This is a genomic window from Escherichia sp. E14V7 (assembly GCF_004212225.1).
GTDB lineage: Bacteria > Pseudomonadota > Gammaproteobacteria > Enterobacterales > Enterobacteriaceae > Escherichia.
The window spans coordinates 356781-383295 of sequence record NZ_RHJJ01000001.1 but is presented as its reverse complement, the minus strand read 5'-3'; the positions used below and the strand labels follow the sequence as shown (position 1 = coordinate 383295).

Annotated in this window: 23 protein-coding genes, 1 tRNA gene and 4 pseudogenes; 11 read left to right on the top strand and 17 right to left on the bottom strand. The window is 52.2% G+C overall.

Annotation, left to right across the window (positions count from 1 at the left end; translation table 11 throughout):
• Positions 1-16: 16 nt before the first annotated feature.
• A complete protein-coding gene (locus tag D9741_RS01870; RefSeq protein WP_001055627.1) occupies positions 17-997 on the bottom strand; it encodes a type IV pilus twitching motility protein PilT in 981 nt (326 codons plus the stop codon).
• Positions 998-1014: 17 nt separating this feature from the next.
• On the opposite strand from D9741_RS01870, the gene yggS reads away from it, so the two are divergent.
• From yggS to hemW, 5 genes are read left to right on the top strand one after another with little or no spacing between them, the layout of a single operon-like run.
• Positions 1015-1719: a pyridoxal phosphate homeostasis protein gene (gene yggS, locus D9741_RS01865; protein WP_000997795.1), complete on the top strand. Its 705-nt coding sequence runs from the start codon at positions 1015-1017 to the stop codon at positions 1717-1719.
• A 17-nt stretch (positions 1720-1736) separates the two neighbouring features.
• A complete protein-coding gene (yggT, locus tag D9741_RS01860) occupies positions 1737-2303 on the top strand; it encodes an osmotic shock tolerance protein YggT (RefSeq protein WP_001094831.1) in 567 nt (188 codons plus the stop codon).
• The gene (yggU, locus tag D9741_RS01855) at positions 2300-2590 is read left to right on the top strand and encodes a DUF167 family protein YggU (protein WP_001277222.1); all 291 of its coding nucleotides are present in this window, start codon (positions 2300-2302) and stop codon (positions 2588-2590) included. The genes yggT and yggU overlap by 4 nt, the downstream gene beginning before the upstream one ends.
• Before the next feature lie 7 nt (positions 2591-2597).
• Complete coding sequence (locus D9741_RS01850) at positions 2598-3191, top strand: XTP/dITP diphosphatase (protein WP_130207915.1); 594 nt, start codon at positions 2598-2600, stop codon at positions 3189-3191.
• Positions 3184-4320 carry a radical SAM family heme chaperone HemW gene (gene hemW / locus D9741_RS01845; RefSeq protein WP_130218039.1) on the top strand — a complete coding sequence of 379 codons (1137 nt, stop codon included), beginning with the start codon at positions 3184-3186 and terminating at the stop codon, positions 4318-4320. The genes D9741_RS01850 and hemW overlap by 8 nt, the downstream gene beginning before the upstream one ends.
• Positions 4321-4562: 242 nt before the next feature.
• Here the strand turns inward: hemW and D9741_RS01840 are convergent, their stop codons facing one another.
• From D9741_RS01840 to trmB, 5 genes are all read right to left on the bottom strand, one after another.
• On the bottom strand, positions 4563-5570 hold the full coding sequence (locus tag D9741_RS01840; protein ID WP_130218041.1) for a DUF1202 family protein: 1008 nt from the start codon (positions 5568-5570) through the stop codon (positions 4563-4565).
• A gap of 116 nt (positions 5571-5686) precedes the next feature.
• Positions 5687-6733 (bottom strand): L-asparaginase 2, encoded by a 1047-nt coding sequence (gene ansB / locus D9741_RS01835; protein ID WP_000394103.1) that lies wholly within the window; start codon positions 6731-6733, stop codon positions 5687-5689.
• A 175-nt stretch (positions 6734-6908) separates the two neighbouring features.
• Positions 6909-7628 (bottom strand): DUF2884 family protein, encoded by a 720-nt coding sequence (locus D9741_RS01830; RefSeq protein ID WP_000984799.1) that lies wholly within the window; start codon positions 7626-7628, stop codon positions 6909-6911.
• Positions 7629-7811: 183 nt separating this feature from the next.
• Complete coding sequence (locus D9741_RS01825) at positions 7812-8138, bottom strand: YggL family protein (RefSeq protein WP_001107564.1); 327 nt, start codon at positions 8136-8138, stop codon at positions 7812-7814.
• Positions 8138-8857 carry a tRNA (guanosine(46)-N7)-methyltransferase TrmB gene (gene trmB, locus D9741_RS01820; RefSeq protein WP_000786911.1) on the bottom strand — a complete coding sequence of 240 codons (720 nt, stop codon included), beginning with the start codon at positions 8855-8857 and terminating at the stop codon, positions 8138-8140. The genes D9741_RS01825 and trmB overlap by 1 nt, the downstream gene beginning before the upstream one ends.
• Positions 8858-9017: 160 nt before the next feature.
• Between trmB and mutY the strand changes: the two genes are divergently transcribed.
• The 4 genes from mutY (at position 9018) to nupG (ending at position 12976) form a co-directional block, all read left to right on the top strand.
• Positions 9018-10070: an A/G-specific adenine glycosylase gene (mutY, locus tag D9741_RS01815; protein ID WP_130218043.1), complete on the top strand. Its 1053-nt coding sequence runs from the start codon at positions 9018-9020 to the stop codon at positions 10068-10070.
• A 27-nt stretch (positions 10071-10097) separates the two neighbouring features.
• A complete protein-coding gene (locus D9741_RS01810) occupies positions 10098-10373 on the top strand; it encodes an oxidative damage protection protein (RefSeq protein WP_000091700.1) in 276 nt (91 codons plus the stop codon).
• 64 nt (positions 10374-10437) lie between these two features.
• Positions 10438-11517, top strand: coding sequence for a membrane-bound lytic murein transglycosylase MltC (mltC, locus tag D9741_RS01805; protein WP_000760323.1), 1080 nt, complete (start codon positions 10438-10440; stop codon positions 11515-11517).
• A 202-nt stretch (positions 11518-11719) separates the two neighbouring features.
• Positions 11720-12976 carry a nucleoside permease NupG gene (gene nupG, locus D9741_RS01800; protein ID WP_130207923.1) on the top strand — a complete coding sequence of 419 codons (1257 nt, stop codon included), beginning with the start codon at positions 11720-11722 and terminating at the stop codon, positions 12974-12976.
• A 47-nt stretch (positions 12977-13023) separates the two neighbouring features.
• Here the strand turns inward: nupG and speC are convergent, their stop codons facing one another.
• Positions 13024-15159 (bottom strand): ornithine decarboxylase, encoded by a 2136-nt coding sequence (gene speC / locus D9741_RS01795; RefSeq protein WP_130218045.1) that lies wholly within the window; start codon positions 15157-15159, stop codon positions 13024-13026.
• A 401-nt stretch (positions 15160-15560) separates the two neighbouring features.
• Here speC and D9741_RS01790 point away from each other — a divergent pair, with 401 nt between their 5' ends.
• On the top strand, positions 15561-16268 hold the full coding sequence (locus D9741_RS01790) for a DUF554 domain-containing protein (RefSeq protein WP_130218047.1): 708 nt from the start codon (positions 15561-15563) through the stop codon (positions 16266-16268).
• A gap of 105 nt (positions 16269-16373) precedes the next feature.
• Positions 16374-16449 (top strand) — tRNA-Phe (locus tag D9741_RS01785).
• Between the two features lie 75 nt (positions 16450-16524).
• On the opposite strand, the gene D9741_RS01780 is transcribed toward D9741_RS01785, so the two are convergent.
• The 10 genes and pseudogenes from D9741_RS01780 to tssC all read right to left on the bottom strand — a co-directional run bounded on the left by D9741_RS01780 (position 16525) and on the right by tssC (position 26495).
• Positions 16525-17928 carry a VasL domain-containing protein gene (locus tag D9741_RS01780; protein WP_130218049.1) on the bottom strand — a complete coding sequence of 468 codons (1404 nt, stop codon included), beginning with the start codon at positions 17926-17928 and terminating at the stop codon, positions 16525-16527.
• 123 nt (positions 17929-18051) lie between these two features.
• Positions 18052-18501, bottom strand: coding sequence for a type VI secretion system baseplate subunit TssE (tssE, locus tag D9741_RS01775; protein WP_130218051.1), 450 nt, complete (start codon positions 18499-18501; stop codon positions 18052-18054).
• Positions 18494-18619 (bottom strand): annotated as a pseudogene (locus tag D9741_RS23820) (type VI secretion system lipoprotein TssJ); the annotation flags it as partial. The gene tssE and the pseudogene D9741_RS23820, both read right to left, overlap by 8 nt.
• Positions 18611-18739: pseudogene (locus D9741_RS23445) on the bottom strand (type VI secretion system baseplate subunit TssF); the annotation flags it as partial. The pseudogenes D9741_RS23820 and D9741_RS23445, both read right to left, overlap by 9 nt.
• Before the next feature lie 234 nt (positions 18740-18973).
• Positions 18974-20569, bottom strand: a complete 1596-nt coding sequence (tssA, locus tag D9741_RS01765) for a type VI secretion system protein TssA (RefSeq protein ID WP_130218053.1) — start codon at positions 20567-20569, stop codon at positions 18974-18976.
• A gap of 101 nt (positions 20570-20670) precedes the next feature.
• Entirely contained in the window at positions 20671-23310 is a 2640-nt protein-coding gene (gene tssH / locus D9741_RS01760) for a type VI secretion system ATPase TssH (RefSeq protein ID WP_130218055.1), read from the bottom strand.
• 176 nt (positions 23311-23486) lie between these two features.
• Positions 23487-23978, bottom strand: coding sequence for a type VI secretion system effector Hcp (hcp, locus tag D9741_RS01755; protein ID WP_024558534.1), 492 nt, complete (start codon positions 23976-23978; stop codon positions 23487-23489).
• A gap of 4 nt (positions 23979-23982) precedes the next feature.
• Positions 23983-24660 (bottom strand): annotated as a pseudogene (locus D9741_RS01750) (OmpA family protein); the annotation flags it as partial.
• Positions 24661-24662: 2 nt separating this feature from the next.
• A pseudogene (gene tssK, locus D9741_RS01745) lies at positions 24663-24929 on the bottom strand (type VI secretion system baseplate subunit TssK); the annotation flags it as partial.
• An 18-nt stretch (positions 24930-24947) separates the two neighbouring features.
• Positions 24948-26495 carry a type VI secretion system contractile sheath large subunit gene (gene tssC / locus D9741_RS01740; protein WP_130207939.1) on the bottom strand — a complete coding sequence of 516 codons (1548 nt, stop codon included), beginning with the start codon at positions 26493-26495 and terminating at the stop codon, positions 24948-24950.
• Between the last annotated feature and the right edge of the window lie 20 nt (positions 26496-26515).

Genomic DNA, 26515 nt, shown 5'->3' with positions numbered 1-26515 from the left:
ATCAGGCACAGCAACGTCACAAACGCCCTTCCCCCACCCGCTGCTGATAACTCTGCTGAAACGTTAACATCCCCACCTGCTGCCCGGTTTGAATAACATGTGGTAACTGGTGGGTTTTCCCTTCGCGAATCAAATTCCCCACCGCAGGTGTGTTAATCAGTAATTCAAACAGCGCCACGCGTCCTTCCTGTTTATCTACTTCCAGCTTTTGTGACAACACTGCCCGTAAACTACCTGCCAGTTGATTACGCACGGGATCTTTTTCCTGAGCCGGAAACGAATCCACCAGTCGCTCAACTGCCTGCGCTGCGCCGCGCGTGTGTAATGTCGCCAGCACCAGATGCCCGGTTTCTGCCGCCGTTAGCGCCAGACGTATTGTCTCGCTGTCACGCAGCTCTCCAAGCAAAATCACATCAGGATCCTCCCGCAATGCGGCCCGCAATCCCGATGCGAACGTCATACAATGCAAACCAATCTCCCGCTGCTGGATCAAACATCGCTGGCTGGCATAGAGATATTCAACAGGATCTTCCAGCGTCAGAATATGCGCATCGGCATGTTGATTGAGATAGCCAACCATTGCCGCCAGCGTGGTGGATTTGCCACTCCCCGTCGCCCCCGTCACCAGAATCAGGCCATTCTCGCTCTTGAGTAATTCCGGCAATACCGGTGGTGCGCCAAGCTGTTCGAGCTGCGGGCAGTGCGAAGGTAACAACCGTAACGCCAGAGATATGCCTTGCCGCTGCGCGAACGCACTGCCGCGCAATCGCTGGTTTTCCGCCAGCGACACGGCAAAATCCAGCTGACCATTCTCCAGCAATATTGCCCGCTGATCGTCATCCAGCCACTCCCGCAGTAGCTCTTCGACGTCCGGCGCATCAAACGGCGCAGCTTCCATTCTGCCGCGAATGCGCCATCGTGCGGGCCAGGCGCTGCACAGGTGTAGATCAGAGACGTTATGCTTTACACTAAGGGCCACAATTTCTTCCATATTCATACTAAGATCCTCGGAAAATGAACGATATTGCGCATAACCTGGCACAGGTCCGGGACAAAATCTCAGCGGCTGCAACGCGTTGCGGCCGTTCTCCAGAAGAAATTACGCTGCTTGCAGTCAGTAAAACAAAACCTGCGAGCGCCATCGCAGAAGCCATTGATGCCGGGCAGCGTCAATTTGGTGAAAACTACGTTCAGGAAGGGGTAGATAAAATTCGCCACTTTCAGGAGCTGGGCGTAACAGGATTAGAATGGCATTTTATTGGCCCGTTGCAGTCTAATAAAAGCCGCCTGGTAGCAGAGCATTTCGACTGGTGTCATACCATCGACCGTTTGCGCATCGCTACCCGCCTGAACGACCAGCGACCGGCAGAACTTCCCCCTCTTAACGTGCTGATTCAAATCAATATTAGCGATGAAAACAGCAAGTCAGGGATTCAACTGGCGGAACTGGACGAGCTGGCAGCTGCGGTCGCTGAACTACCGCGTTTACGTCTACGCGGGCTGATGGCAATCCCGGCGCCTGAGTCAGAATATGTAAGGCAGTTTGAAGTTGCACGCCAAATGGCTGTAGCATTTGCCGGACTGAAAACGCGCTACCCGCATATCGACACGCTCTCTCTGGGAATGTCGGACGATATGGAAGCCGCCATTGCGGCAGGTAGCACGATGGTTCGTATCGGCACTGCCATCTTTGGTGCACGTGATTACTCTAAAAAATAAGGAATCTTAAGAACGCCATGAATACGTTGACTTTCCTGCTTTCAACGGTCATTGAGCTGTATACCATGGTGCTGTTATTACGCATCTGGATGCAGTGGGCTCATTGTGATTTTTATAACCCTTTCTCACAGTTTGTAGTGAAGGTGACACAACCGATTATCGGGCCACTGCGCCGCGTTATTCCGGCAATGGGGCCAATTGACAGCGCCTCACTGCTGGTCGCTTACATTTTGAGTTTTATCAAAGCCATCGTGCTGTTTAAAGTGGTGACCTTCCTGCCAATCATCTGGATTGCCGGTTTATTGATTCTGCTGAAAACCATCGGTCTGCTGATTTTCTGGGTCCTGCTGGTGATGGCGATTATGAGCTGGGTAAGCCAGGGTCGTAGCCCAATTGAATACGTGCTGATTCAGCTGGCCGATCCGCTGCTGCGCCCGATTCGCCGCTTGCTACCGGCAATGGGTGGGATTGATTTCTCGCCGATGATCCTCGTTCTACTGCTGTATGTCATCAATATGGGCGTCGCAGAAGTGCTGCAGGCAACCGGAAATATGCTGCTGCCGGGGCTGTGGATGGCGTTATGAGTGCCGTAACAGTTAATGATGACGGTCTGGTTTTACGGCTCTATATTCAGCCGAAAGCCAGCCGTGATTCAATTGTCGGTTTACATGGCGACGAGGTAAAAGTCGCCATTACCGCGCCGCCGGTTGACGGCCAGGCCAACAGCCATCTGGTAAAGTTTCTCGGTAAACAATTCCGGGTAGCCAAAAGCCAGGTGGTGATTGAGAAAGGCGAACTTGGCCGCCACAAACAAATTAAAATCATTAATCCGCAACAAATCCCGCCAGAAATCGCGGCGTTAATTAATTAGGTATCCTATGCAAAAAGTTGTCCTCGCAACCGGCAATGCCGGTAAAGTGCGTGAGCTGGCGTCGCTGCTTAGCGACTTCGGTCTTGATATCGTGGCCCAAACAGACCTCGGCGTAGATTCCGCTGAAGAAACCGGCCTGACCTTTATCGAAAACGCGATTCTGAAAGCGCGCCATGCGGCAAAAGTGACCGGTTTACCGGCAATTGCCGACGACTCCGGTCTGGCGGTAGATGCGCTGGGCGGCGCGCCAGGGATTTACTCCGCGCGTTATTCCGGTGAAGACGCGACCGATCAAAAGAATCTGCAAAAACTGCTGGAAACACTGAAAGACGTACCGGACGACCAACGTCAGGCGCGTTTCCACTGCGTGCTGGTATATCTGCGTCACGCGGAAGATCCCACTCCGCTGGTGTGCCACGGTAGCTGGCCGGGCGTGATTACTCGTGAACCAGCGGGTACTGGCGGCTTTGGTTATGATCCAATCTTCTTCGTGCCTTCCGAAGGGAAAACCGCTGCCGAACTGACCCGCGAAGAAAAGAGCGCCATTTCTCACCGTGGTCGGGCGTTGAAACTGCTGCTGGACGCTTTACGTAATGGTTAAATTACCGCCGCTGAGTCTCTACATTCACATCCCGTGGTGCGTGCAGAAATGCCCGTACTGCGATTTCAACTCTCACGCGTTGAAAGGGGAAGTGCCGCATGACGATTATGTTCAGCATCTGCTTTGCGATCTGGACAACGATGTGGCTTACGCTCAGGGCCGTGAAGTGCAGACAATCTTTATTGGCGGCGGTACGCCGAGCCTGCTTTCCGGCCCGGCGATGCAAACGCTGCTGGACGGCGTACGTGCGCGTTTGCCGCTGGCAGCGGATGCAGAAATTACTATGGAAGCGAACCCTGGTACGGTTGAAGCCGATCGCTTTGTCGATTATCAGCGTGCTGGCGTGAACCGCATCTCTATTGGTGTGCAGAGTTTTAGCGAAGAAAAGCTGAAACGGCTCGGGCGCATTCATGGCCCGCAAGAAGCGAAACGTGCAGCAAAACTGGCAAGTGGACTGGGGCTGCGTAGCTTTAACCTCGATTTGATGCACGGGCTGCCGGATCAATCACTGGAAGAGGCGCTAGGCGATCTGCGCCAGGCCATTGAACTGAATCCGCCGCATCTTTCCTGGTATCAACTGACCATCGAACCCAATACGCTGTTTGGCTCGCGCCCTCCCGTACTGCCGGACGATGATGCGTTATGGGATATTTTCGAACAGGGGCATCTGTTGTTAACCGCGGCAGGTTATCAGCAATATGAAACTTCCGCTTACGCCAAGCCCGGTTATCAGTGCCAGCACAATCTCAACTACTGGCGATTTGGCGACTACATCGGCATCGGCTGCGGCGCGCACGGCAAAGTGACCTTCCCGGATGGGCGCATTCTGCGTACCACCAAAACGCGTCATCCGCGTGGTTTTATGCAAGGAAGGTATCTGGAAAGCCAGCGTGATGTCGAAGCCGCAGATAAGCCGTTTGAGTTCTTTATGAATCGCTTCCGTCTGCTGGAGGCCGCGCCGCGCGTGGAGTTTAGCCAGTTTACTGGCCTTTCTGAAGAAGTTATTCGCTCTCAGTTAGACGAGGCTATCGCTCAGGGCTATCTCACAGAATGTGCGGATTACTGGCAGATAACGGAACATGGGAAGTTGTTTTTAAATTCGCTGCTGGAGCTTTTTCTAGCTGAGTAAACTTGTATTGCCGGATGCGGCGTGAACGCCTTATCCAGCCTACATGTGGCAACGGTTGTAGGTCTGATAAGACGCGCAAGCGTCGCATCAGACGTTGATTGCCGGATGCGGCGTGAGCGCCTCAGCCGACATGTGGCAGCGGTTGTAGGTCTGATAAGACGCGCTAGCGTCGCATCAGACGTTGATTGCCGGATGCGGGGTCAACGCCGCATCCTGCTACAAATCGTGCGCTATATCAAAAATTACTTAATCACCCCATTGCGCCGCAGTTGTTCGGTATCTTTTTTCCAGCGTTCATTAGCCTGGTTGATATCGTCAATTTTCATCAAAATCGCGACTTTTTTACTGTTTATTTCTGAAACTTTCATCGTTAACGGATATTGCCCTTTTTCGAGCGTTATCCAGTCATCCTGCAATTTACGGCTAAGTTTTTGTGATTGCAGAAAAGTCTGTCGCCGTTGTTCGTTGATATCAAAATCTCGCTTCTGCTGAATCGGCACTTCATAACACTCTTCACTCTGTTTATGACATGCCGCAATCGCCGGTTGATAAACCTCTTTGTCATATTTAACCGCGAACGCCTCGCTATCATTCTGTTTATTAAACTCATCACGCTGTTGGTGAATTTTTTTAAAGGCGTCTTCGCGAGTCATTTGCTTGCCATTTGCATCTTTTCCCCAATATGCATCTGCTGCTTTCTTCGCCGCCACCATTTGCTTATCAAGCGCTTTTACATCCTTTTCCAGCGCAGGAATCGAGTTCTTCTGGGTATTCAACGCTGATTCAAGCTGACTAAAGCGATAATTGAAATCTTCGCTATTCACAATCAGGTACTTATTATTCGTTTTAATATCGTCGACCGCCCGCCCACTATCGCTGGCTGCCGCCTGAAAAGAGTAAAAGTTCACCGTCCAGCCAGACGCGGGCGTTCCTTTACTGGTTAACATCGCCGAGAATTTTACTGGTTTATCTTTCGTCCAGGTCTGTTCGAGCAGTTCGTAATCTGCCAACTGACCGACCCAGGTATAGAGATCGTCATTGGAAGAGACATCGCCTTCCGCTGACCAGGTGGCCTGATTACCCTTAGCATCAAGATTTTTTAAGCTGATGGCATCAAGCTTGAGAATGCCGTGATACTGCTTTTTGAATTGATCTTTTAAGACATTTTCAGTTGGCGGTTCGCCATCGGCCCAGACATTACCAGTCATCAACATAAGCAGCGCCGTGCCAACAATCCATTGCTTTTTCACCCGAAAACCCTCGCGCGGAATAATTTATTCCAGTGATTATCATTAGGGTAATGAAAATTGGCAATGGACGTGAGTCTGAAGTGAATAAGCCCCGGCGCGATACCGGGGCGAGGTGATTAGTACTGATTGAAGATCTGCTGGATCTGCTGCGGATCTTTGGTTTGCGTCAGAGCCAGTTGCAGCAGAACGCGCGCTTTTTGCGGGTTCAGCGTGCCAGAGGCGACGAAGCCGTATTTCGCATCATCCACTTCGGCATCCTGAGTGGTAGCGCCCGTCGGTACGCGGGAAGAACGCACTACCGCAGTGCCGTTTTTCGCGGCGGTTGCCAGAGTGTCAAACACGGATTTATACAGGTTGCCGTTACCCACACCAGCGCTCACGATGCCATCATAGCCCGCATCTACCAGGGCTTTAGCCGGAAGATCGGATGCGTTAGCGTAGTTATAAACAATGCCGACTTTCGGCAGTTCATTCAGCTTAGAGACATCGAACGGCGTGTCGCTGGTATGCTTACGTGCCGGGGTACGCTGATAGTCAATCTTACCGTTGTGAATGTAACCCAGAGGGCCGTAGTTAACAGACTTAAAGGTCGCAACGTCGGTGGTGTTGGTTTTGGTGACGTCACGGCCATCAAGCACGGTGTCGTTCATCACTACCAGCACGCCACGGTTGGCGGAGGCTTTATCTGCCGCAGTTACTACCGCGTTATACAGGTTGAATGGACCGTCTGCGCTCATGGACGTGGACGGACGCATTGCGCCAACCATCACCACGGGCTTGTCGCATTTCACCGTCAGGTCGAGGAAGTAAGCAGTCTCTTCCATCGTGTCGGTACCGTGGGTAATAACGAAGCCGTCAGTCTTATCACAGTCGGTGTTAATTTTTTTCGCCAGTGTCAGCCAGACATCATCGTTCATATCCTGGGAGCCGATATTAACGACCTGCTCGCCTTTAACGTTCGCAATGTCCTTCAGTTGCGGCACCGCATTGACCAGATTTTCTACGCCAACTTTACCCGCTGTGTAGTTAGATTTGGTTGCGGAGTCACCACCACCGGCAATCGTCCCGCCAGTCGCTAAAATGGTGATATTGGGTAATGCCAATGCTGCACCACTAAAACCCATAACCAGTGCGGCAAGTGCCGTCTTTTTGAAAAACTCCATTTCATTCCTCCAGTTACGTGAACGCTACGCATTATCCCTTAGCTTTGTATAGGAAATTTGACGTTAAACAATTTACTTTGTGAATAGATTTTGGAGATCTATAAAGTTAGAGGCAGGTAACAAAATGAAGAATTAAACGGCATAAAAAAGCATTATGCCGTCTTAAACTAGAGGATTATTTCAAATTCCCGACCAGGGCTTTACGGCTGTCTTCCAGAGTCACAACACGGCTACAAACATCTTTGCCAAATTGCTGGAAATCTTTTTCCTGCTTTTTCCACTCGGTCTGGATTGAGGATTGCAGTCCCCCCAGGCTTCCCAGCACATTCTGTAACGGGTTGCCGCCGCTTTTCAGCACCGCTTTCGCGCCCATTTCGTTAATGCTGTCCTGCAAAATTCCGCCCATCGCCTGATTCACTAACTGCTGACCTTCGGCGCGAACCTGATCAATGGCTTTATAGTGAAATGTCAGGCCATCGCTGCGCGTTTCGATAATGCGATTCATCTGTTCTTTCAGCTGCGCATCAAGTTTGGTCAGACGGCTGCGCATTTTGCTGCTTTCGCCCATCTCCTGAACGATAATTTTATCCAGCGCAACGCGTGCTTTCTCTACGCGGCTTTTCGCGCCTTCATCAATCCACGGCAGCGTGCTGCGCAGTTCCGCCTGATAATCCTTCGCCTGCTCGCGCTGGGCGGCGTTCAGTGAATATTGCTTGCCGTTGTACATCACATTGCCGTCTGGCGTGATCACCAGATTGCCGTTTTCGCCCTTCACCTGCACGGTTTGCGGGCTGACAATCACATCGTCACGCGGCGTGACGCTGCACTGGTAGTCGGCGTGAGCGGTCATTGCCGTCACTGAAAGTGCTGCCGCCAGCAGCATTTTGCGCATCATAGTCTTCCCTCAAGAACAAATCAGGCCAGCATTTGCTGGCCCCAGATTGATAACAATGTACACGTTGTCCATGCCGGATGCGGCGTAAATGCTTTATCCGGCCTACTCGATCGTGCATCTTTGTAGGCCTGATAAGCGTAGCGCATCAGGCAGTTTTGCATTTGTCATCGCCCGTATGCTTTATTAGTCCCACCAAACGTCGAAAAGTTCGCTGGTGCGTACCTCATCCAGTTTGCGCTCTTCCAGCCACTTACGCACAATCGCCTGATGTTCTTCGGTGCATTTGCCGATTTCCTGCATGCAGATCAGACCTTCCCAGGCCAGATAACCGCTGCCGTCAAAGGCCAGTTTGTTCGGTTCGATAACCTCGTTAATAAAGTCATCAACGGTTTTATCAATCTGCTCTTCCGATGTACCTTCCGGGAATCGCCATGCCACCGAAAATCCTAATTCCTGGAATTCGTCGATGTGCATTTTTTTACGCAGACGACGGCTACGGTTCTTTGCCATTATTTCACCCTCTCGAACATTAAGTCCCATACTCCGTGACCAAGACGATGACCACGTTGTTCAAATTTCGTCACCGGACGTGATGCCGGACGCGGTACGTAATCATTGCTCTCTGACAGGTTTTTATAACCGTCAATAGAAGACATCACTTCAAGCATATGTTCCGCATAAGGTTCCCAGTCGGTCGCCATATGGAATACGCCCCCCAGCTGCAGTTTGCTTTTTACCAGTTCGGCAAACGGCACCTGAACGATACGGCGTTTATTATGGCGCGCTTTGTGCCACGGGTCAGGGAAAAAGAGCTGCACCATGCGCAATGAATTGTCAGGAATCATTTTATGCAGCACTTCAACCGCGTCATGACACATCACGCGCAGGTTGCTTAAGCCCTCTTCATGCGCAGAAGCCAGGCACGCACCCACGCCCGGGGAATGCACTTCAATGCCGAGGAAGTCCTGCTCAGGGCGATCTTTGGCCATTGCCACCAGCGACGCGCCCATGCCAAAACCAATCTCAAGCGTCACTGGCGCTTCACGGCCAAAAAGCGCAGGGAAATCCAGCATATCTTCGCTGAACTCAACGCCCATCACCGGCCAGTAGTTTTCCAGCGCATGTTCCTGGCCTTTGGTCAGTCGCCCCTGGCGGCGCACAAAACTACGGATACGGCGCAGTGGGCGGCCGTTTTCATCAAATTCCGGTGAGATGACGTCGTTTTTCATAAAGATTTAGTCGCTTGTGAAAGTGTTCTGAAAACGGGCATTATCCAAAGTTAGTTGCCGGATGCAAGCATGATAAGGCCGTAGCTGCGGAAAGTTCCGGTTTACACCCCGCCGCGGCTGTGCTGCAATCTTGCCCCCAACAACAGTGAATTCGGTGACCATGCAAGCGTCGCAATTTTCAGCCCAGGTTCTGGACTGGTACGATAAATACGGGCGGAAAACGCTGCCCTGGCAAATTGACAAGACGCCCTACAAAGTATGGCTCTCAGAAGTGATGTTGCAACAAACTCAGGTTGCGACCGTTATCCCCTATTTTGAACGCTTTATGGCGCACTTCCCGACGGTGACCGATCTCGCCAATGCGCCACTGGACGAAGTTCTCCACTTGTGGACCGGGCTTGGCTATTACGCCCGCGCGCGCAATCTGCATAAAGCTGCACAGCAAGTTGCCACCTTACACGGCGGTAAATTCCCGGAAACCTTTGAGGAAGTTGCGGCGTTACCGGGCGTCGGGCGTTCCACTGCGGGCGCAATTCTCTCGCTTTCTCTGGGTAAGCACTTTCCGATTCTCGACGGTAACGTCAAACGCGTGCTGGCGCGCTGCTATGCTGTAAGCGGCTGGCCAGGGAAAAAAGAGGTAGAGAATAAACTATGGAGTTTGAGCGAGCAGGTGACGCCCGCGGTTGGCGTGGAGCGGTTTAATCAGGCGATGATGGATTTGGGCGCGATGATTTGTACGCGTTCGAAGCCGAAATGCTCGCTCTGTCCGCTACAAAACGAATGTATTGCCGCCGCCAACAATAGCTGGTCGCTTTATCCGGGCAAAAAACCGAAACAGACGCTGCCGGAGCGCACCGGCTACTTTCTGCTGTTACAGCACGAAGATGAAGTATTGCTGGCGCAGCGCCCGCCGAGCGGATTGTGGGGCGGTTTATACTGTTTCCCGCAGTTTGCCAACGAAGAAAGTTTGCGGCAATGGCTGGCGCAACGGCAGATTGCTGCCGATAACCTGACGCAACTGACCGCGTTTCGCCATACCTTCAGCCATTTCCATTTAGATATTGTGCCTATGTGGCTTCCCGTGTCGTCATTCACCGACTGCATGGATGAAGGCAATGCGCTCTGGTATAACTTAGCGCAACCGCCGTCAGTTGGCCTGGCGGCTCCCGTGGAGCGTTTGTTACAGCAGTTACGCACTGGCGCGCCGGTTTAGCGCGTGAGTCGATAAAGAGGATGATTTATGAGCAGAACGATTTTTTGTACTTTCCTGCAACGTGAAGCAGAAGGTCAGGATTTTCAGCTGTACCCCGGCGAACTGGGAAAACGCATCTATAACGAGATCTCCAAAGAAGCCTGGGCGCAGTGGCAGCACAAACAAACCATGCTGATTAATGAAAAGAAACTCAACATGATGAATGCCGAGCACCGCAAGCTGCTGGAGCAGGAGATGGTCAACTTCCTGTTCGAGGGTAAAGAGGTGCATATCGAGGGCTATACGCCGGAAGATAAAAAATAAAAACAGTGCCGGAGCACGCCTCCGGCAACTTGCATAAAAACAAACACAACACGCACCCGGAATGATGAAAAAATATCTCGCGCTGGCTTTGATTGCGCCGTTGCTCATCTCCTGTTCGACGACCAAAAAAGGCGATACCTATAATGAAGCCTGGGTCAAAGATACCAACGGTTTTGATATTCTGATGGGGCAATTTGCCCACAATATTGAGAACATCTGGGGATTCAAAGAGGTGGTGATCGCCGGTCCTAAGGACTACGTGAAATACACCGATCAATATCAGACCCGCAGCCACATCAACTTTGATGACGGCACGATTACTATCGAAACCATCGCCGGGACAGAACCTGCCGCGCATCTGCGCCGGGCAATTATCAAAACGTTGCTGATGGGTGACGATCCGAGTTCGGTCGATCTCTATTCCGACGTTGATGATATTACGATTTCGAAAGAACCTTTCCTTTACGGTCAGGTGGTGGATAACACCGGGCAGCCGATTCGCTGGGAAGGCCGTGCGAGTAACTTCGCGGATTATCTGCTGAAAAACCGCCTCAAAAGCCGCAGCAACGGACTGCGTATCATCTACAGCGTCACCATTAACATGGTGCCGAACCACCTTGATAAACGTGCGCACAAATATCTCGGCATGGTCCGCCAGGCGTCACGGAAATATGGCGTTGATGAGTCGCTGATTCTGGCAATTATGCAGACCGAATCTTCCTTTAACCCGTATGCGGTCAGCCGTTCCGACGCGCTGGGATTAATGCAGGTGGTACAACATACTGCCGGGAAAGATGTGTTCCGCTCACAGGGGAAATCCGGCACGCCAAGCCGCAGTTTCTTGTTTGATCCTGCCAGCAATATTGATACCGGCACCGCGTATCTGGCGATGCTGAATAATGTTTATCTCGGCGGAATTGATAATCCAACGTCGCGGCGTTATGCCGTCATCACCGCCTATAACGGTGGTGCAGGCAGCGTGCTGCGAGTCTTTTCGAATGACAAGATTCAGGCTGCCAATATTATTAACACCATGACGCCGGGCGATGTTTATCAGACGCTGACGACCCGCCATCCCTCTGCGGAATCTCGCCGTTATCTTTATAAAGTGAACACGGCGCAAAAATCTTACCGTCGCCGATAATTGCACTTATTGCCCCTTGACGATGTTCAGGGGCAAAAGTGTTATCTACATCACAATTATGTTTTGCAAAACGATATTATTTGCAATTATTTGCCACGGGTAACAAAAAAACAGTCCGCGAAGTTGATAGAATCGCATCATCTTGCACGGTCAAATGTGCTTTTTAAAACACTCATCCGCATTATGATGTGAGGAAATTAACATGAATCTTAAGCTGCAGCTGAAAATCCTCTCTTTTCTGCAGTTCTGTCTGTGGGGAAGTTGGCTGACGACCCTCGGCTCATATATGTTCGTTACCCTGAAGTTCGACGGTGCTTCCATTGGCGCTGTTTATAGCTCACTGGGTATCGCTGCGGTCTTTATGCCTGCTTTGCTGGGGATTGTGGCCGACAAATGGTTAAGTGCGAAATGGGTGTATGCTATTTGTCACACCATCGGCGCAATCACCCTCTTCATGGCGGCACAAGTTACCACTCCGGAGGCGATGTTCCTCGTGATCCTGATTAACTCGTTTGCTTATATGCCAACGCTTGGGTTAATCAACACCATCTCCTACTATCGCCTGCAAAATGCCGGAATGGATATCGTGACTGATTTCCCGCCAATCCGTATCTGGGGCACCATCGGCTTTATCATGGCGATGTGGGTAGTGAGCCTGTCTGGCTTTGAATTGAGCCACATGCAGCTATATATTGGCGCAGCACTCTCCGCCGTTCTGGTGCTGTTCACCTTTACGCTGCCGTATATTCCGGTTGCTAAACAGCAAGCTAATCAGAGCTGGACGACGCTGCTCGGCCTCGATGCATTCGCGCTGTTTAAAAACAAGCGTATGGCGATTTTCTTCATCTTCTCGATGCTGCTGGGCGCGGAACTGCAGATTACCAACATGTTCGGTAATACCTTCCTGCACAGCTTCGACAAAGATCCGATGTTTGCCAGCAGCTTTATTGTGCAGCATGCGTCAATCATCATGTCGATTTCGCAGATCTCTGAAACCCTGTTCATTCTGACCATCCCGTTCTTCTTAAGCCGCTACGGCATTAAGAACGTAATGATGATCAGTATCGTGGCGTGGATCCTGCGTTTTGCGCTGTTTGCTTACGGCGACCCGACTCCGTTCGGTACCGTACTGCTGGTTCTGTCGATGATTGTTTACGGCTGTGCGTTCGACTTCTTCAACATCTCTGGTTCGGTGTTTGTCGAAAAAGAAGTTAGCCCGGCGATTCGCGCCAGTGCGCAAGGGATGTTCCTGATGATGACCAACGGCTTCGGCTGTATCCTCGGTGGCATCGTGAGCGGTAAAGTGGTTGAGATGTACACCCAAAACGGCATTACCGACTGGCAGACCGTATGGCTGATTTTCGCAGGTTACTCCGTGATTCTGGCCTTCGCATTCATGGCGATGTTTAAATACAAACACGTTCGTGTCCCTGCCGGTACACAAACTGTTAACCACTAATTACGCAAAGAAAAACGGGGCGCCAGAAGGTGCCCCGTTTTTTATTCTTACTTCAACACATAACCGTATAACCGTTTCATTCCATCCGCATCGGTTTCGCTATAGACACCTTGTAGCTCCGGCGAAAATCCCGGCAGCAAATTCACGCCTTCTTCCAGCGCAAGGAAATAACGCTGGACCGCTCCGCCCCACATTTCTCCTGGCACCACGCAAAGCACGCCAGGTGGATACGGCAGCGCGCCTTCCGCCGCAATTCGCCCTTCGGCATCACGAATGCGCACCAACTCCACTTCACCACGAATATAAGCGCTATGCGCGTCCTGGGGATTCATCACCACTGGCGGGAAGCTCTGCTGGCGGAACATCGCTTTTTGCAGGTCTTTGACGTCAAAACTGACATACAGATCATGCATCTCCTGACACAACTGGCGCAGGGTATAGTCGCGATAGCGCACCGGGTATTTGTTATAAACGCTCGGCAACACTTCAGACAGCGGCGAATCATCCTCAATATGTTGTTCAAACTGCACCAGCATCGCCACCAGCTGTGCCAGCTTCTCGTGGCTTTCCGCCGGAGTTAATAAGAACAGAATGGAGTTGAGATCGCACTTCTCCGGCACAATGCCGTTCTCACGCAGATAGTGCGCCAGAATCGTCGCTAGAACGCCAAAATCGCTATATTCGCCGATTTCGGCATCGATACCCGGCGTGGTGAGTAACAGCTTGCACGGATCAACAAAATACTGATCCGCGGCATATCCTTCAAAGCCGTGCCACTTCGCCCCCGGCTCAAAACTGAAAAAACGGCGGTCGCTGGCTAACACTGATGTCGGATAATCCTGCCACAATTTGCCATCAACAACGGGCGGGATAAACGGGCGGAACAGCTTACAGCGCGCAAGAATCGCTTTCCGCGCTTCAATCCCTATCTCAACGCACTCAGCCCACAGCCGACGCCCACTCTCCCCTTCATGAATTTTGGCGTTAACGTCCAGCGCGGCAAACAGCGGGTAAAACGGGCTGGTAGAAGCATGGAGCATAAAAGCGTTATTCAACCGCTTATGCGGGCAAAAACGCGACTGTCCGCGGATATGGTTATCTTTTTTATGGATCTGCGACGTCTGTGAGAATCCCGCCTGCTGTTTGTGCACCGACTGAGTCACAAAGATCCCCGGATCGTTTTCGTTAAGTTCTAACAGCAGCGGTGAGCAATCCGCCATCATCGGGATAAACTGTTCGTACCCGACCCACGCGGAATCAAACAGAATGTAATCACACAGATGCCCAATGGTATCGATCACCTGGCGGGCGTTGTAGATAGTGCCGTCATAGGTTCCCAGCTGAATAATCGCCAGGCGGAACGGGCGCGGCAATTCGGCTTTTTCTGGCGCAACGTCGCGAATTTGCTGGCGCAGATACTCTTCATTAAAACAGTGCGCATCAATCCCGCCAATGAAACCGAATGGGTTGCGTGAGGCTTCCAGATACACCGGCGTCGCCCCCGCCTGAATCAGCGCACCGTGATGATTCGACTTATGGTTGTTACGGTCGAAGAGCACCAGATCACCACGCGTTAACAGCGCATTCGTCACCACTTTATTCGCTGCCGATGTGCCGTTCAGCACAAAATAGGTTTTATCGGCATGAAAAACTTTGGCGGCGAATTTCTGCGCATCCTTTGCGGAACCTTCATGAATAAGCAGATCGCCCAATTTTACGTCAGCGTTACACATATCGGCGCGAAAGACGTTCTCACCAAAGAAATCGTAAAAATGGCGTCCGGCAGGATGCTTTTTAAAGAACGCACCATGTTGATGCCCAGGACAAGCAAAGGTGCTATTGCCCATCTCAACGTACTGGGTCAGCGTGTCATAAAATGGCGGCAGCAAATTCTCTTCATACTGACAGGCTGCGGATTCCAGCTCCAGCCACTGCTGCTCATTGCCGTTGATGATAGCCGTAACGCCCGCGGGTAATTCAACCGCATCTTCAGAATACAAAAACACCGGCAGATGAAAACCGGTGCGCTTAAGTAACGCAAGGATGCCGCTACGACTATCCGCAGCGGTAATGACGACTGCCGCGACGTCCGTAAAATCAGTATCTTCCAGCGCCACCACGCGGCGATGGGTAGAAAGTCGGGAAACCAGTTCACCACTGGCGGCAATACTCATTGATTTCATAAGCGCAAAACCCGTTTCGGGGAAGTAAAAATACCGGGCAAGGTGGAACCCCCTGCCCCATGAGATGTGGGTCAAACTGGTCATCAGCTCCGACCGCCAGACATCAGTAAAAGCAGAAACGCTCTGATTTTACTGTTGCCCTGCAGTGAGCATACGTTAACGTCACCGCATAAAAAGCAGCGTCACAGAACAGGAGACATTTCGCGCGAAACGGCGATAAGCGAAAGAATGTAAGGAGGCGGCATGCATCAGGCAAGCTCCGTACAGGAAGGAGAAAATTCGCGCAATCATGGCACTTTTCGCTAACGCGCGCAAGCCAGGACTTTGCGACCAGACAAGCAATCGACGGGGCAAAAAGTTCATAATAAAAACATCAAACAACACAATTAACAGGAACTCTTGTGGTCATCGGCCCCTTTATCAACGCAAGTGCAGTATTACTGGGTGGCGTCCTCGGCGCACTGCTTAGCCAACGCTTACCGGAACACATCCGAGTCTCTATGACATCGATTTTTGGTCTGGCATCGCTGGGAATTGGTATTTTACTGGTGGTGAAATGTGCCAACCTTCCGGCGATGGTTTTAGCTACGCTACTCGGGGCATTAATCGGCGAAATTTGTCTGCTGGAAAAAGGCGTCAATACTGCGGTCGCTAAAGCGCAGAATCTGTTTCGTCACTCGAGCAAGAAACCTGCGCATGAATCTTTTATTCAGAATTTTGTCGCGATTATTGTCCTGTTTTGTGCCAGCGGCACCGGGATCTTCGGCGCGATGAATGAAGGGATGACAGGCGATCCGAGTATTTTAATCGCCAAGTCATTTCTTGATTTCTTTACAGCGATGATCTTCGCCTGTTCACTTGGCATTGCGGTATCGGTGATTAGTATTCCATTGCTCATCATCCAGTTAACGCTGGCGTGGGCTGCTGCGCTGATATTACCGCTGACCACACCGTCGATGATGGCGGACTTCAGCGCCGTAGGTGGTTTATTGCTGCTGGCAACCGGCTTACGCATCTGCGGCATAAAAATGTTCCCGGTGGTCAATATGCTTCCTGCCCTCCTTCTGGCAATGCCGCTTTCCGCCGCCTGGACCACCTGGTTTGCCTGACATTACGAGCGATAACGGCAAACTGATGATAGATTGTGCAGTCTGCCGTAAATTGAAGAAATTTGATTGACGAGACGAGGCGAATCAGGTTTAATGCGCCCCGTTGCCCGGATAGCTCAGTCGGTAGAGCAGGGGATTGAAAATCCCCGTGTCCTTGGTTCGATTCCGAGTCCGGGCACCAAATTTATAAGGCCTCGCTACAAAGCGGGGCTTTTTCTTTTTCTGGCTACGGTAAATTTCAGATCGTTGCTACAGGTCATTCGTAATCGTTAACACCTTTTAATTTCAAAGCATTCTGTCGAATGTCGGCATATCTGGCGATGAGCTGTTTCAGATGCATCTCTGCCTCAGCCCCTGCGGCAGGAGGAAGTGGTTGTCCCGCCGACGACTGTTCCAGTATCCGCAGTTGCTCTTCAGCCGGTATGGATTGATTAAAAGACTGTATCGTTGAAAACACCACTGACTTCAGCTCGCTGACCGTCATGTATTTCCCCTTATGCTCATCCAGTCCGTTCAGTCGTTCACTCAGTTTCTGTAGCGTAACCATTCCCTGATGCCAGCCATTCAAATTTTCTGTCGGCAACGCAGCGACATTAAATTGTTGCTGCCACTGCTGTATCAGGGGCTTTGCGCGCTCCGGCCATATCACCCGGGCCTGTTCGACAAGCTGCCTTTCCCGGGTTATGAGCCAGTCCGGCGGTAGCTTGTCCAGAAGCGTAAGCTGCTGTTGTGTTTGCGTAATTAAAGCTTGTGGCAACGGCGATTGCTGACGCAATAAATCCAATTGTTCAGGCGTGAGTACGGCGGGTAACGGTGCCAGAGAGGCAGTAAACTGGGTTTGTAACGGGTCCGGCCGATGCAAAAACTGCCACGTCCATAGCGTTGCTGCACCTATCACCAGCATGGTACACATCCCACCGACAAAAGATTTCCATTTTTTTACTGGCTCAGGTATTGCCGACAGTACCTCCACGTTCGGCTGCGTAACGTACACCCATTGCACTGCACTGTCTGGCGTCCGGATATCTTCAAACGAACGACCAGTATGGGAACCTGTTGTTATACCCACGTCATTCATGACCGGATCATGCGAAACGATACCCGACTGAATTGTCGCCCCTGTACAGATTGTGTCATCGCTGTTCTCCAGCCTGACAGCGTTGTTATGTACCAGGGTACGCAATGTATCCAGCTGACTGAGATGTCTGAGTTCCAGGCGCTGTAAAACTGCCCCCAAACGGATAAGCAGTTGCTCTGCCCGATACAGTTGGCTAAGGTCGCTGTATTTCAGCGGGAGTGAGCGCATCCGTTGTTGCAAACGCTGGCTCAGATTACTGAGGATCTCGATCCGAACATGGACAGGCTGTGGCCAAAGCACGCCCCACTGATGGCTTATCAGAGCCTCCAGTATTGCCAGCCCTTCATTCAGACCAAACAATCCGGCCAGCTGCGTACGGGCCAGCGTATACCAGGCCGCAGTCTGCAGCTCAACACCATTTTGCTCAAACAGTGAGAGACACAGTTTTTCAGCATAACGCCAATTCACATCAGGACGAGCCGGATGCGTTAGCTTATTGAGTTCATCACACAAAGCGGCATAATCCGGTAGCCTTCGCGGGTCACCGCCGGTTTTGATTCTACGTGGGGTAATGTCATTCATGACCAGTTATCCATCTGACGTACTTGCGGTTATAGAAGATGATTGTTTATGCAGCTTCGTGTTCTGCATATTCAGGGCGTAGCAGATACTGACGGGGTTAGGGAGAAACGCTAAAACCAGGCCTTAAATACGAGCTGCCGTGTCGAGATACTGCTGTTTCAGGTGTCTCAACAGGACTCGCCCTTCAGGCATAAATTCAGTGCCATAACGCACCAGACCAACATCTTTGAGTTCAGCGTCAATGGCATAGCACAGCTCGCCAGGGACTGCCTGTTCCAGCAGAACAACGGTTATTTTTTTCAGGCGCGGCTCATATTTGAGCAGTACGGTAGATAACGTCCCCATCATTTCATGCGCCGTCCCCGGCATTCCCTGGAGAATTTTGGTCATATCCGGTAGCCCATAGTCCGGCAGATGCGCCAGCGTGCCGGCACGACAGTTAAGAATGCGCTGCATATTGTCCAGTACTGAAAGGATTATCTGGTTCTGCTCGCTAACCTGATTCAGATCCAGACCTCCGGTAAAATTCCCAAACAGGGTTTCATATAGCGACGGACGCGGAGTGTCATTCATCTTTCAACGCCTTCAGAGTCAACCGTTCACTCCCTGCTTCAATGATTCTGGCTGAGTCCGGGTCAAGGTCGTCACGACTCAACATGATCCGCCAGGTGTTATTCACCTGATCCGGAGTGCCGGCCTTATCCAGGTCTAACATCGCTGCCCGGTCCGGATGATTGTGTGCAAACTCTTTCGCGGCTTCACGCAGGTAGCGCATTTCTGCGTCGTAATAACGCAGGGTTAAATCTTCCATAAAATAGTTACTCAAAATATAGGAAACAATGTTTTCCTCCCCAAAAGTGGAAGTTATCTCACCACTTCGCGAGTAGTCAGAGAGAGACATAGGTTTTATCTCCTCATTTAAAATCTCAAATTCAGTAGTTATTTTTCTGAATGACTGACCAGATAAAAAAATGTGAGAAAGTACCTTGCTATAAATTATGAGCCACACTTATTCATCCTCCTTTTATCCAGCCAATAACTTTCTCTAACCACATAACACCGCGGCCCGCGCCGGATCGAGCTGAATCAGCCCGCCTAGCAATTTTTCCATAGCAGGCCCGAGGCGAATCTTGTCAGCCTCACTGCGACTGGCTTTCAGTCTGAGGAGTTTCAGATGACGGGCCTGTACCTCAAACAGCAGCTCGGGTTCCCAGTCGCTAAGGGCCACTTCTGTGGCACGCTCACCCAGCTCTGCAAACAGGTGCACCGCGAGCTCATTTTTTCCGTACTGTTCTGCAATACGCCCCATTAGCAGGCGCAGCAGCCACTGCTGCCGCGCAGTGGCGATGCCCGGTCGATGTTGTAACCAGCTCAGTGCCGCATCCGGGCTTTCGCTGTCCGCCAGCGCCACGGCCTCCGGCTCCAGTGCCAGAATGTCGTCGTTCACTTCGGCCATACGGGCGGAAGGCGTTTCATTGCCCCACCCGGCAGTAGTATCCAGTACGCTCTGCTGGATCCAGTTAAGCGTCACTTCATCAGCAAACGGGGTACCGTCACTGAATGCCAGCGTCTCCAGCCCGGATAGTCGGGTCAGTAGCCCCTTCAGATCAGCGGCAATAATGTCAGCCACTATCTCCTTACCGGACTTCGTCAGCGCCTGGTGGATATACCATTGCAGATCCAGCCACAGGTGGTTAGCACCGCGGGAAAAGGTACTGTCTGCCGTTTCCAGAATTTCAGCCCAGTTTTGCTGCAGGTACAGACGTTTGAGCAGCGCTCGCTGGTCTGCTCTTGGGGGTTCGATGCGAGTTCGCCCCTGTGCATCTGGAGCCGGAATAGCCTGCAGGGTATCGTGACGCAGACTTTTCATCAGATGGTGCGCCGACAACCAACCGTCGGGCTGTTCGCGCAGGTATTCGCTGAGTGTGCGCGCCTGCGCCAGCAAATCCTGACCGGAAGTGATTCTCCCGATAGCTGGAGCATCGCTGTGACTCGCCGTGGAAAGTGTCTCAGTAGTACTGGCGTTCTGCGGTACAACGGCATCCACACCGCCCGCTTTCTGCAGGCGGTTTTCCAGCGCACCATACAGCGCGTTAAGTTCTGGGCGGGTTTCATCCGGCTCATTTTCGGTGAGCTGCGCTATCAGCAGCAGCGCACCGATGGTGCGCAGCGCATCTTCCCTGACCACTTCCGGATACAGTGAAAGAGAATCCGTCATGCGTGAACCTGCCAGCCACTCCAGTGCTGCCTTACGGCTGCGGTTGCGCTGTGGATGCAGTTGCACACCGAAACGGTCTATCAGACCCGCCAGCAGTTCGAGTCCCTCTGCCAGCCCCTGCTCGCCTTCACGATGCAACCTGGCCCAGCAGTAATACGTCGCCACACGAATGTCTTTAGCAGTGGTGGTGAGCACTTTCTCCGCCAACTGGCAGATAAGCTCAGTATCCGCCCCGGAAAGTTTGTTGACCTCCTCGCGCATTTGCTGGAAGCCATCGTCATAACCTGGGTCATCTCCCACTGATGACTCTCCGGGTAACGGCTGCAGCCAATTGTTCCACTGCGCTACTCGCTCACGGGTCGCGTCAAGGAGTGTTGTCGGCTCTGTCTGACAGGCGCTAACCAGGGCATTTAACGTGCTCATCAATTGACCTCCGCTGCATCACGGTTCGTGCTGGCGACCGGGTCTGTCACTGCCACTTTCGCCGTACTGAAGATGGTACCTGTCAGACTCATAAGGTTCCTTCAGTCATATTTAAACTCCAGCACAACCCCTTCTTCATCATTCCACCCCAGTGTCAACGACGCTGGCTTTTGTTTCGCCGCCATATGAACCAGCAATTGCTGACTCAGCACCGGCAGAATTTGTTGGTTGAGTAAGCTGTCGACATTGCGCGCCCCGGTGTCCGGTAACAGGCAGGCTGCGGTCAGCGCGTCGTACAAACTCTCGTCAATCAGCGTGGTCAGGCCGTAGTGGCGCTGTAAGCGCTGGCTGACCTGGGAGAGTTTCATCTCCACAATCGTGTGCATGGCTGCTTCTGCCAGCGGACGGTAAATCACGGTCTGGAAACGGGCGAGCAACGCGGGCTGGAAGTGGTCGCGCAGTATCGGGCGCAGCAGTTCGTGCAGGTCTGCCTCGGTGGCTTCCGGTTGTTCGTTCAGCAACTGCATCAGGTGGTCGCTACCAAGGTTGGAGGTCATCAAAATAACGGTATTACGGAAGTCGATTTCTCGCCCTTCGCCGTCGCGCATAAAACCACGATCGAATACCTGATAGAACAGATTCATCACGTCACGGTGCGCTTTTTCGACTTCATCGAGCAGCACCACACTGTACGGACGCTTACGTACAGCTTCAGTAAGAATGCCGCCCTGGCCGTAGCCGACGTAACCAGGTGGAGAACCTTTCAACTGGGAAACTGTGTGTGGCTCCTGGTATTCCGACAGGTTAATGGTAATCAGTGATTTTTCGCCACCGTACAGCGCATCCGCCAGTGCCAGCGCGGTTTCAGTTTTTCCTACACCACTTGGGCCAACCAGCAGGAATACACCCTGTGGACCGTTCTCAGAGGTGAGGCCGGTTTTAGCGGCGCGCAGGCGCCGGGCGATGGCTTCAAGTGCTACATTCTGACCGACTACACGTTTGCCGATTTCATTTTCCAGGGTAAGCAGTTCAGTCTGTTCGTCTTTCATCAGCGAAGAAAGCGGCACGCCGGTCCAGTCGGCAATCACTGTTGCAACAGTGCGCACATCCACATCCACCGACAACAACGGATTGCCCTGCTGTAAACCGTCCAGCTCCTGTTGCAGGGCATGCGTTTCGCTCTGACGGGAAATGTCCTGGCGGCTTTCCCGTAGTTGTTCAGTAAGTTTCAGTTCCTGGCCGTACTGGGTTTCAAGTTCGTGGAGTTCAACGATGACGTTTTTCTCTTCCTGTTCGATTGCCGTCAAGCGTTCACCGTGGTTTTGATTACCGACGGTAATATCTTCCTGTAGCGCTTGTCTCTCCATTTCAAGAGAGGTAATCCGGGAACGGATACGGGTCAACTGTTCGGGTACGGTGTCGAGACTCATACGCACGCGAGCGCTTGCAGTGTCGAGCAGGTCAACGGCTTTGTCCGGGAGTTGACGGCCTGTCAGATAACGTCGGGATAACGTAACGGCAGCGCACACCGCATCATCAGTGATGTGCACATTATGATGTTCGGCATAACGGGATTTCAGGCCACGCAACATCAGACAAGCCGTGTCGTCGTCCGGCTCGTCAACTTTCACCATCTGGAAGCGGCGTTCGAGTGCGGCATCGCGCTCAAAGTATTGTTTATACTCAGACCAGGTCGTCGCGGCGATGGTACGTAACTCACCGCGCGCCAGGGCTGGTTTCAGCAGATTGGCAGCATCAGCACCACCCGCCTGGTTACCTGCGCCGATGATGGTATGGGCCTCATCGATAAACAGCAAGATGGGTACCGGAGACTGCTGTACAGCATTAATCACGTTTTTCAGGCGCTGCTCAAACTCCCCCTTCACTCCCGCCCCCGCCTGCAGCAGCCCGAGGTCAAGGGTGCGTAGCACCACCGGTTTGAGGGATTCAGGGACATTACCGTCAGAGATTCTGAGCGCCAGACCTTCTACCAGTGCGGTTTTCCCGACACCTGGCTCACCGACCAGGATTGGGTTATTTTTTCGGCGACGAGAAAGAATGTCCACCATCTGGCGGATTTCACTATCGCGGCCAAATACCGGATCAATTTTACCTTCACGCGCCTGGGCGGTGACGTCATGGGTGAATTTATCCAGCGCATTCTGCAGCGCCGGACTCAGTTCCCCTTCTTTCATCTCACTCCCTGCTGGACGCCCGATAAACTCCACGTCCCCACCATGGCTCCCCGTGAGTTCGGCTTCCTGCTGTACCTGCGCACGCTCGTCTGACTGAGCATCCAGTAGCGGGCGCAGGCACTCCAACTGGCTCTGGCTCAGAGTCAGCAATGGCCACAGACCATCGCAGCGCACCAGCTTCTGTTTAGCCACCAGCGCCATCAGCAGGTGGTGACTTCGAATCTGTTCTTCTCCCGCCAGTGAGGCAATCAGCCAGGCTTGTTGCATCAATACCTGGATATTTTCTGAAAGCTGCGGGCGATGGCGCACCGAGCGCGGTTGTTTGTCGAGCCAGGCAAGTAAATCTTGCCAGAGAGTGTCCATGTCCCACTCGTAGCGGCGTGCCAGCACTGTGAGATCCCCCTCGCCCTGCTCAAGAAGTTTCAGCAGCCAGTGCTCTGGCAAAATTTCCGCATGCGCGCGAATCTGACAGAGTGAAGCCGCGCCTTCCATCGCACGGGCGCAATAAGGATTCAGACGTCGCAGCAAAATGGCTGGATTTTCCATGAATATCTCTCTTTGTCGGTTTCTGAACACACTACCGCCCCTCGCTGTTTTCCGTGAGGAAGACCAAAGCGCATACGGTCGTGCTGACAGATTGTGGAGTTTTTGCTGAAAGCCCGTTGGCTTCAGACGTTCAGCAAAAACAAAAAACGGACAGAGAAACTCTGTCCGCTCGTGGCTTAGGCGGTGGCGCGTTCGTTCCAGGAATCGGAATGAATGATGTTGCCGTCTTTGTAGGTCCAGGTGATTTTTTCGTAACGCAGTTCAATGCGCTCAAGGTGGTTGTGCTTCTCTTTAGAAGGATCCTTGATGTCATACATTTCAGGATTCACCTTCACCACTTTCACGTTCTCAAGTTTGGTGTTGAAGTACTCCACTTCCTGGCCTGCGTCGTTGATTTTGTACCACTTGAATTCGGCAGACTTGAGGGTCTGACCGGTGGTCACTGCCTTGTACAAGTACGGGCTGGAGGAGTCGATTTCCTTGGTGAACAGGAACGGGGTATGGATACGGGTGCCGGTCAGTTTGCCTGTGTTGTTATCAGTCGGGATGTACAGGTTGTGTTCCTGAGCCACGACTTCGATGCTGCCTTCACGATCCTGAACGTCCACAGACCCTTTGATGTCCGCGCCGCCATCGTCCTTCAGCCAAAGATAAACAGGTATTGCCATGGAATTACTCTCCATTATGTTGTGATGCGCCATCATCCTGCGATGACGCCAGGGTGTGTCCAGGTATCTGACAGGCATTAGCCTGCGGTACCAGACTGATTTCGACACGCCGGTTGAGCGCACGGCCCTCCGGGGTGTCATTGGTTGCGATCGGACGGCTTTCGCCATAGCCCTGTACCGCAAAACAGCTTTCCGGTACGTCACCGGTTTCATGCATCCAGCCGCGCACCGCTTCGGCACGTTTCAGAGAAAGCGTCTGATTTAGTTGTGCGTTCCCGGTGTTATCCGTGTGGTCAGGGACCACAATCAACCAGCCCGGTTTTGCTCTGACTCCCACCAGTGAATTAACCAACATTTTGGTGGACCCGGCCTTCAGCACCGATTTGCCGGAATCAAATAGCGACATACTGTCGAGGCGGATAATCTTCTGCCCCGGGACGATTTTTTGGATAACAGGTGAAGAGAGCGGCGGTGGTGCCAGGTCGTTCATGACGGCTTCAATAACAGGTACAAGACGCAGTCCCTGATACAGTCCGAGGCGATAACGCACAGGCTCACCGCGACGATACCAGTCATCCAGCAGTGCACCATCAGCGCGCAGACGCTGTTGGGCCTGGAGTTTAGGTTCTGCCGGTGTGTCAGTAAGATGGTGGTATAAGGCAAGGTGGTCGCCGACATTGCGACGGATAAATCACAAACCGGAGGAAGATTATCCGCCAGGTCGGTATCAACGATCGTGCCATCCTGGAAACGTACCACCAGACGGGTAGCATTTAGCCGTGACAGCGCCAGGGCAGCGGTGTCAAATTCAGCATTCACCACGCCCCAGGGATGGGAAATCCCCATCCTTGCAACGGTATCGGCAATGTGCGCATTCCAGCGGGCCTGCTGCTGGAACTGTTGCGGGGCCAGCGCAGCCCCGTCCTCCCAAAGTGGGCGAAAAATTTTCATCCTTGATTTCCCCTCGCCTTACGACTTGGCTTTTGGCATCTGGGAAACCAGTGATAGGTTGATGTCCATCCCTTCCACCTGGAAGTGGGGGATAGCAAAGAGTTTCACGCGGAAGAAGCCTGGGTTATCCCCGATATCTTCCACCAGCACTTTCGCGTCACGCAGCGGGTGAGAAGCCTGCAAGTCATCGCCCGGATCGGTCATTTCTGTCACAAGACCACGAACCCAGGTATTAAGCTCCAGTTCCAGCAGACGACGATCCTTGGTTGTACCAATGTTTTCCCGTTGAATCAGCTTCAGGTAATGAGCGATTCGCGACAGCAGGAAGATGTACGGCAAACGCGCATTGATGCGGCTATTAGCAGTGGCATCAGCAGTGTCGTAGAGCGCAGGTTTTTGCGTGGAGTTCGCCGAGAAGAAACAGGCATAATCGCGGTTTTTGTAGTACGACAGGGGAATAAATCCAAGATTTGCGAATTCAAATTCGCGGGTTTCCGGGATCATCACCTCTGACGGAATTTTTACCTGATTACCCGTGCCGAGATCATACAGATGAATGGGCAAGTCCTGCACTGCACCACCGGCCTGTGGGCCACGGATTTGCACGCACCAGCCGTTGTTGATGAAGCTTTTCACCATGTTGGCCGCAAAAGCGAAGGAGGCATTGGTCCACAGGTATTTATCGTGATCCGGGCCTTTCACTTCTTCAACATAGTTAAAACTACGTACCGGTACTGTGTCCGGGCCATACGGCAAACGGCCGAGCACGCGAGGCATGACCAGCCCCATGTATCGGGAGTCGTCCGTATCCCTGAAACTTTTCCATTTAATGTACTCGGCGCGGTCAAAGTAGTTACCAATATCTTTGATGGCTGCGACCTCTTCCATTGACTCTTTCAGGAAAAATTTCGGCCCCGCAGAACCGATAAAGGGCATATGTGCCGCAGCAGACACTTTTGACAAATTACGCATCAGCGCCACGTCCTGCGCAGAAGCATCAAACTCGTAAGAGGAAATCAGCGCGGCAATCGGCTCGCCGCCCGGCGTGTCATACTCATCGATGTATGTGTGTTTGTACAAACCACTCTGGATAATTTCCGGGCTATCTTCAAAATCCTGGCGCAGGTCTTCTTTAGAGATATCCAGCAGTTCAACTTTCACGTTCTGGCGGAAATCGGTTTTATCAACCAACGATTTCACGCCCCGCCACAGGCTTTCTACCGCCTGAAAGGCCTCATGATGCATAACTGCATCAAGTTGACGACTTATCTGGTAATCCAGTTCAGCGATATGGTGGTCAATCAAATTTTTGTCGAGCTTTTCAACTTTAGAGCCGGATTTAGTCAGACATTCCAGGAACACTTGCATCCCGGCCGTTAAACGTTCATCCGCGGTTGCATCCGACATCGCCTGTGCATCCTGCCAAATATCCAGTGCACTCAACTCTGAGACTGGACTCAGATTAATTTTTTCAAACAGGGACGCATAAACTCCACTTGCCACAGGACGTTCAAGGACCACACTCTCGCCAGCAGTGGCATTCTCATTATTTACAGACATCAACATATTCCTTATTAATCCGTTAA

What these genes read in the sequence shown, in the direction of transcription:
- D9741_RS01870 (WP_001055627.1), bottom strand. Translation starts at nt 997, where the DNA reads ATGAATATGGAAGAAATTGTGGCCCTTAGTGTAAAGCATAACGTCTCT.
- yggS (WP_000997795.1), top strand. Translation starts at nt 1,015, where the DNA reads ATGAACGATATTGCGCATAACCTGGCACAGGTCCGGGACAAAATCTCA.
- yggT (WP_001094831.1), top strand. Translation starts at nt 1,737, where the DNA reads ATGAATACGTTGACTTTCCTGCTTTCAACGGTCATTGAGCTGTATACC.
- yggU (WP_001277222.1), top strand. Translation starts at nt 2,300, where the DNA reads ATGAGTGCCGTAACAGTTAATGATGACGGTCTGGTTTTACGGCTCTAT.
- D9741_RS01850 (WP_130207915.1), top strand. Translation starts at nt 2,598, where the DNA reads ATGCAAAAAGTTGTCCTCGCAACCGGCAATGCCGGTAAAGTGCGTGAG.
- hemW (WP_130218039.1), top strand. Translation starts at nt 3,184, where the DNA reads ATGGTTAAATTACCGCCGCTGAGTCTCTACATTCACATCCCGTGGTGC.
- ansB (WP_000394103.1), bottom strand. Translation starts at nt 6,733, where the DNA reads ATGGAGTTTTTCAAAAAGACGGCACTTGCCGCACTGGTTATGGGTTTT.
- D9741_RS01830 (WP_000984799.1), bottom strand. Translation starts at nt 7,628, where the DNA reads ATGATGCGCAAAATGCTGCTGGCGGCAGCACTTTCAGTGACGGCAATG.
- D9741_RS01825 (WP_001107564.1), bottom strand. Translation starts at nt 8,138, where the DNA reads ATGGCAAAGAACCGTAGCCGTCGTCTGCGTAAAAAAATGCACATCGAC.
- trmB (WP_000786911.1), bottom strand. Translation starts at nt 8,857, where the DNA reads ATGAAAAACGACGTCATCTCACCGGAATTTGATGAAAACGGCCGCCCA.
- mutY (WP_130218043.1), top strand. Translation starts at nt 9,018, where the DNA reads ATGCAAGCGTCGCAATTTTCAGCCCAGGTTCTGGACTGGTACGATAAA.
- D9741_RS01810 (WP_000091700.1), top strand. Translation starts at nt 10,098, where the DNA reads ATGAGCAGAACGATTTTTTGTACTTTCCTGCAACGTGAAGCAGAAGGT.
- mltC (WP_000760323.1), top strand. Translation starts at nt 10,438, where the DNA reads ATGAAAAAATATCTCGCGCTGGCTTTGATTGCGCCGTTGCTCATCTCC.
- nupG (WP_130207923.1), top strand. Translation starts at nt 11,720, where the DNA reads ATGAATCTTAAGCTGCAGCTGAAAATCCTCTCTTTTCTGCAGTTCTGT.
- speC (WP_130218045.1), bottom strand. Translation starts at nt 15,159, where the DNA reads ATGAAATCAATGAGTATTGCCGCCAGTGGTGAACTGGTTTCCCGACTT.
- D9741_RS01780 (WP_130218049.1), bottom strand. Translation starts at nt 17,928, where the DNA reads ATGAATGACATTACCCCACGTAGAATCAAAACCGGCGGTGACCCGCGA.
- tssE (WP_130218051.1), bottom strand. Translation starts at nt 18,501, where the DNA reads ATGAATGACACTCCGCGTCCGTCGCTATATGAAACCCTGTTTGGGAAT.
- tssA (WP_130218053.1), bottom strand. Translation starts at nt 20,569, where the DNA reads ATGAGCACGTTAAATGCCCTGGTTAGCGCCTGTCAGACAGAGCCGACA.
- tssH (WP_130218055.1), bottom strand. Translation starts at nt 23,310, where the DNA reads ATGGAAAATCCAGCCATTTTGCTGCGACGTCTGAATCCTTATTGCGCC.
- hcp (WP_024558534.1), bottom strand. Translation starts at nt 23,978, where the DNA reads ATGGCAATACCTGTTTATCTTTGGCTGAAGGACGATGGCGGCGCGGAC.
- tssC (WP_130207939.1), bottom strand. Translation starts at nt 26,495, where the DNA reads ATGTTGATGTCTGTAAATAATGAGAATGCCACTGCTGGCGAGAGTGTG.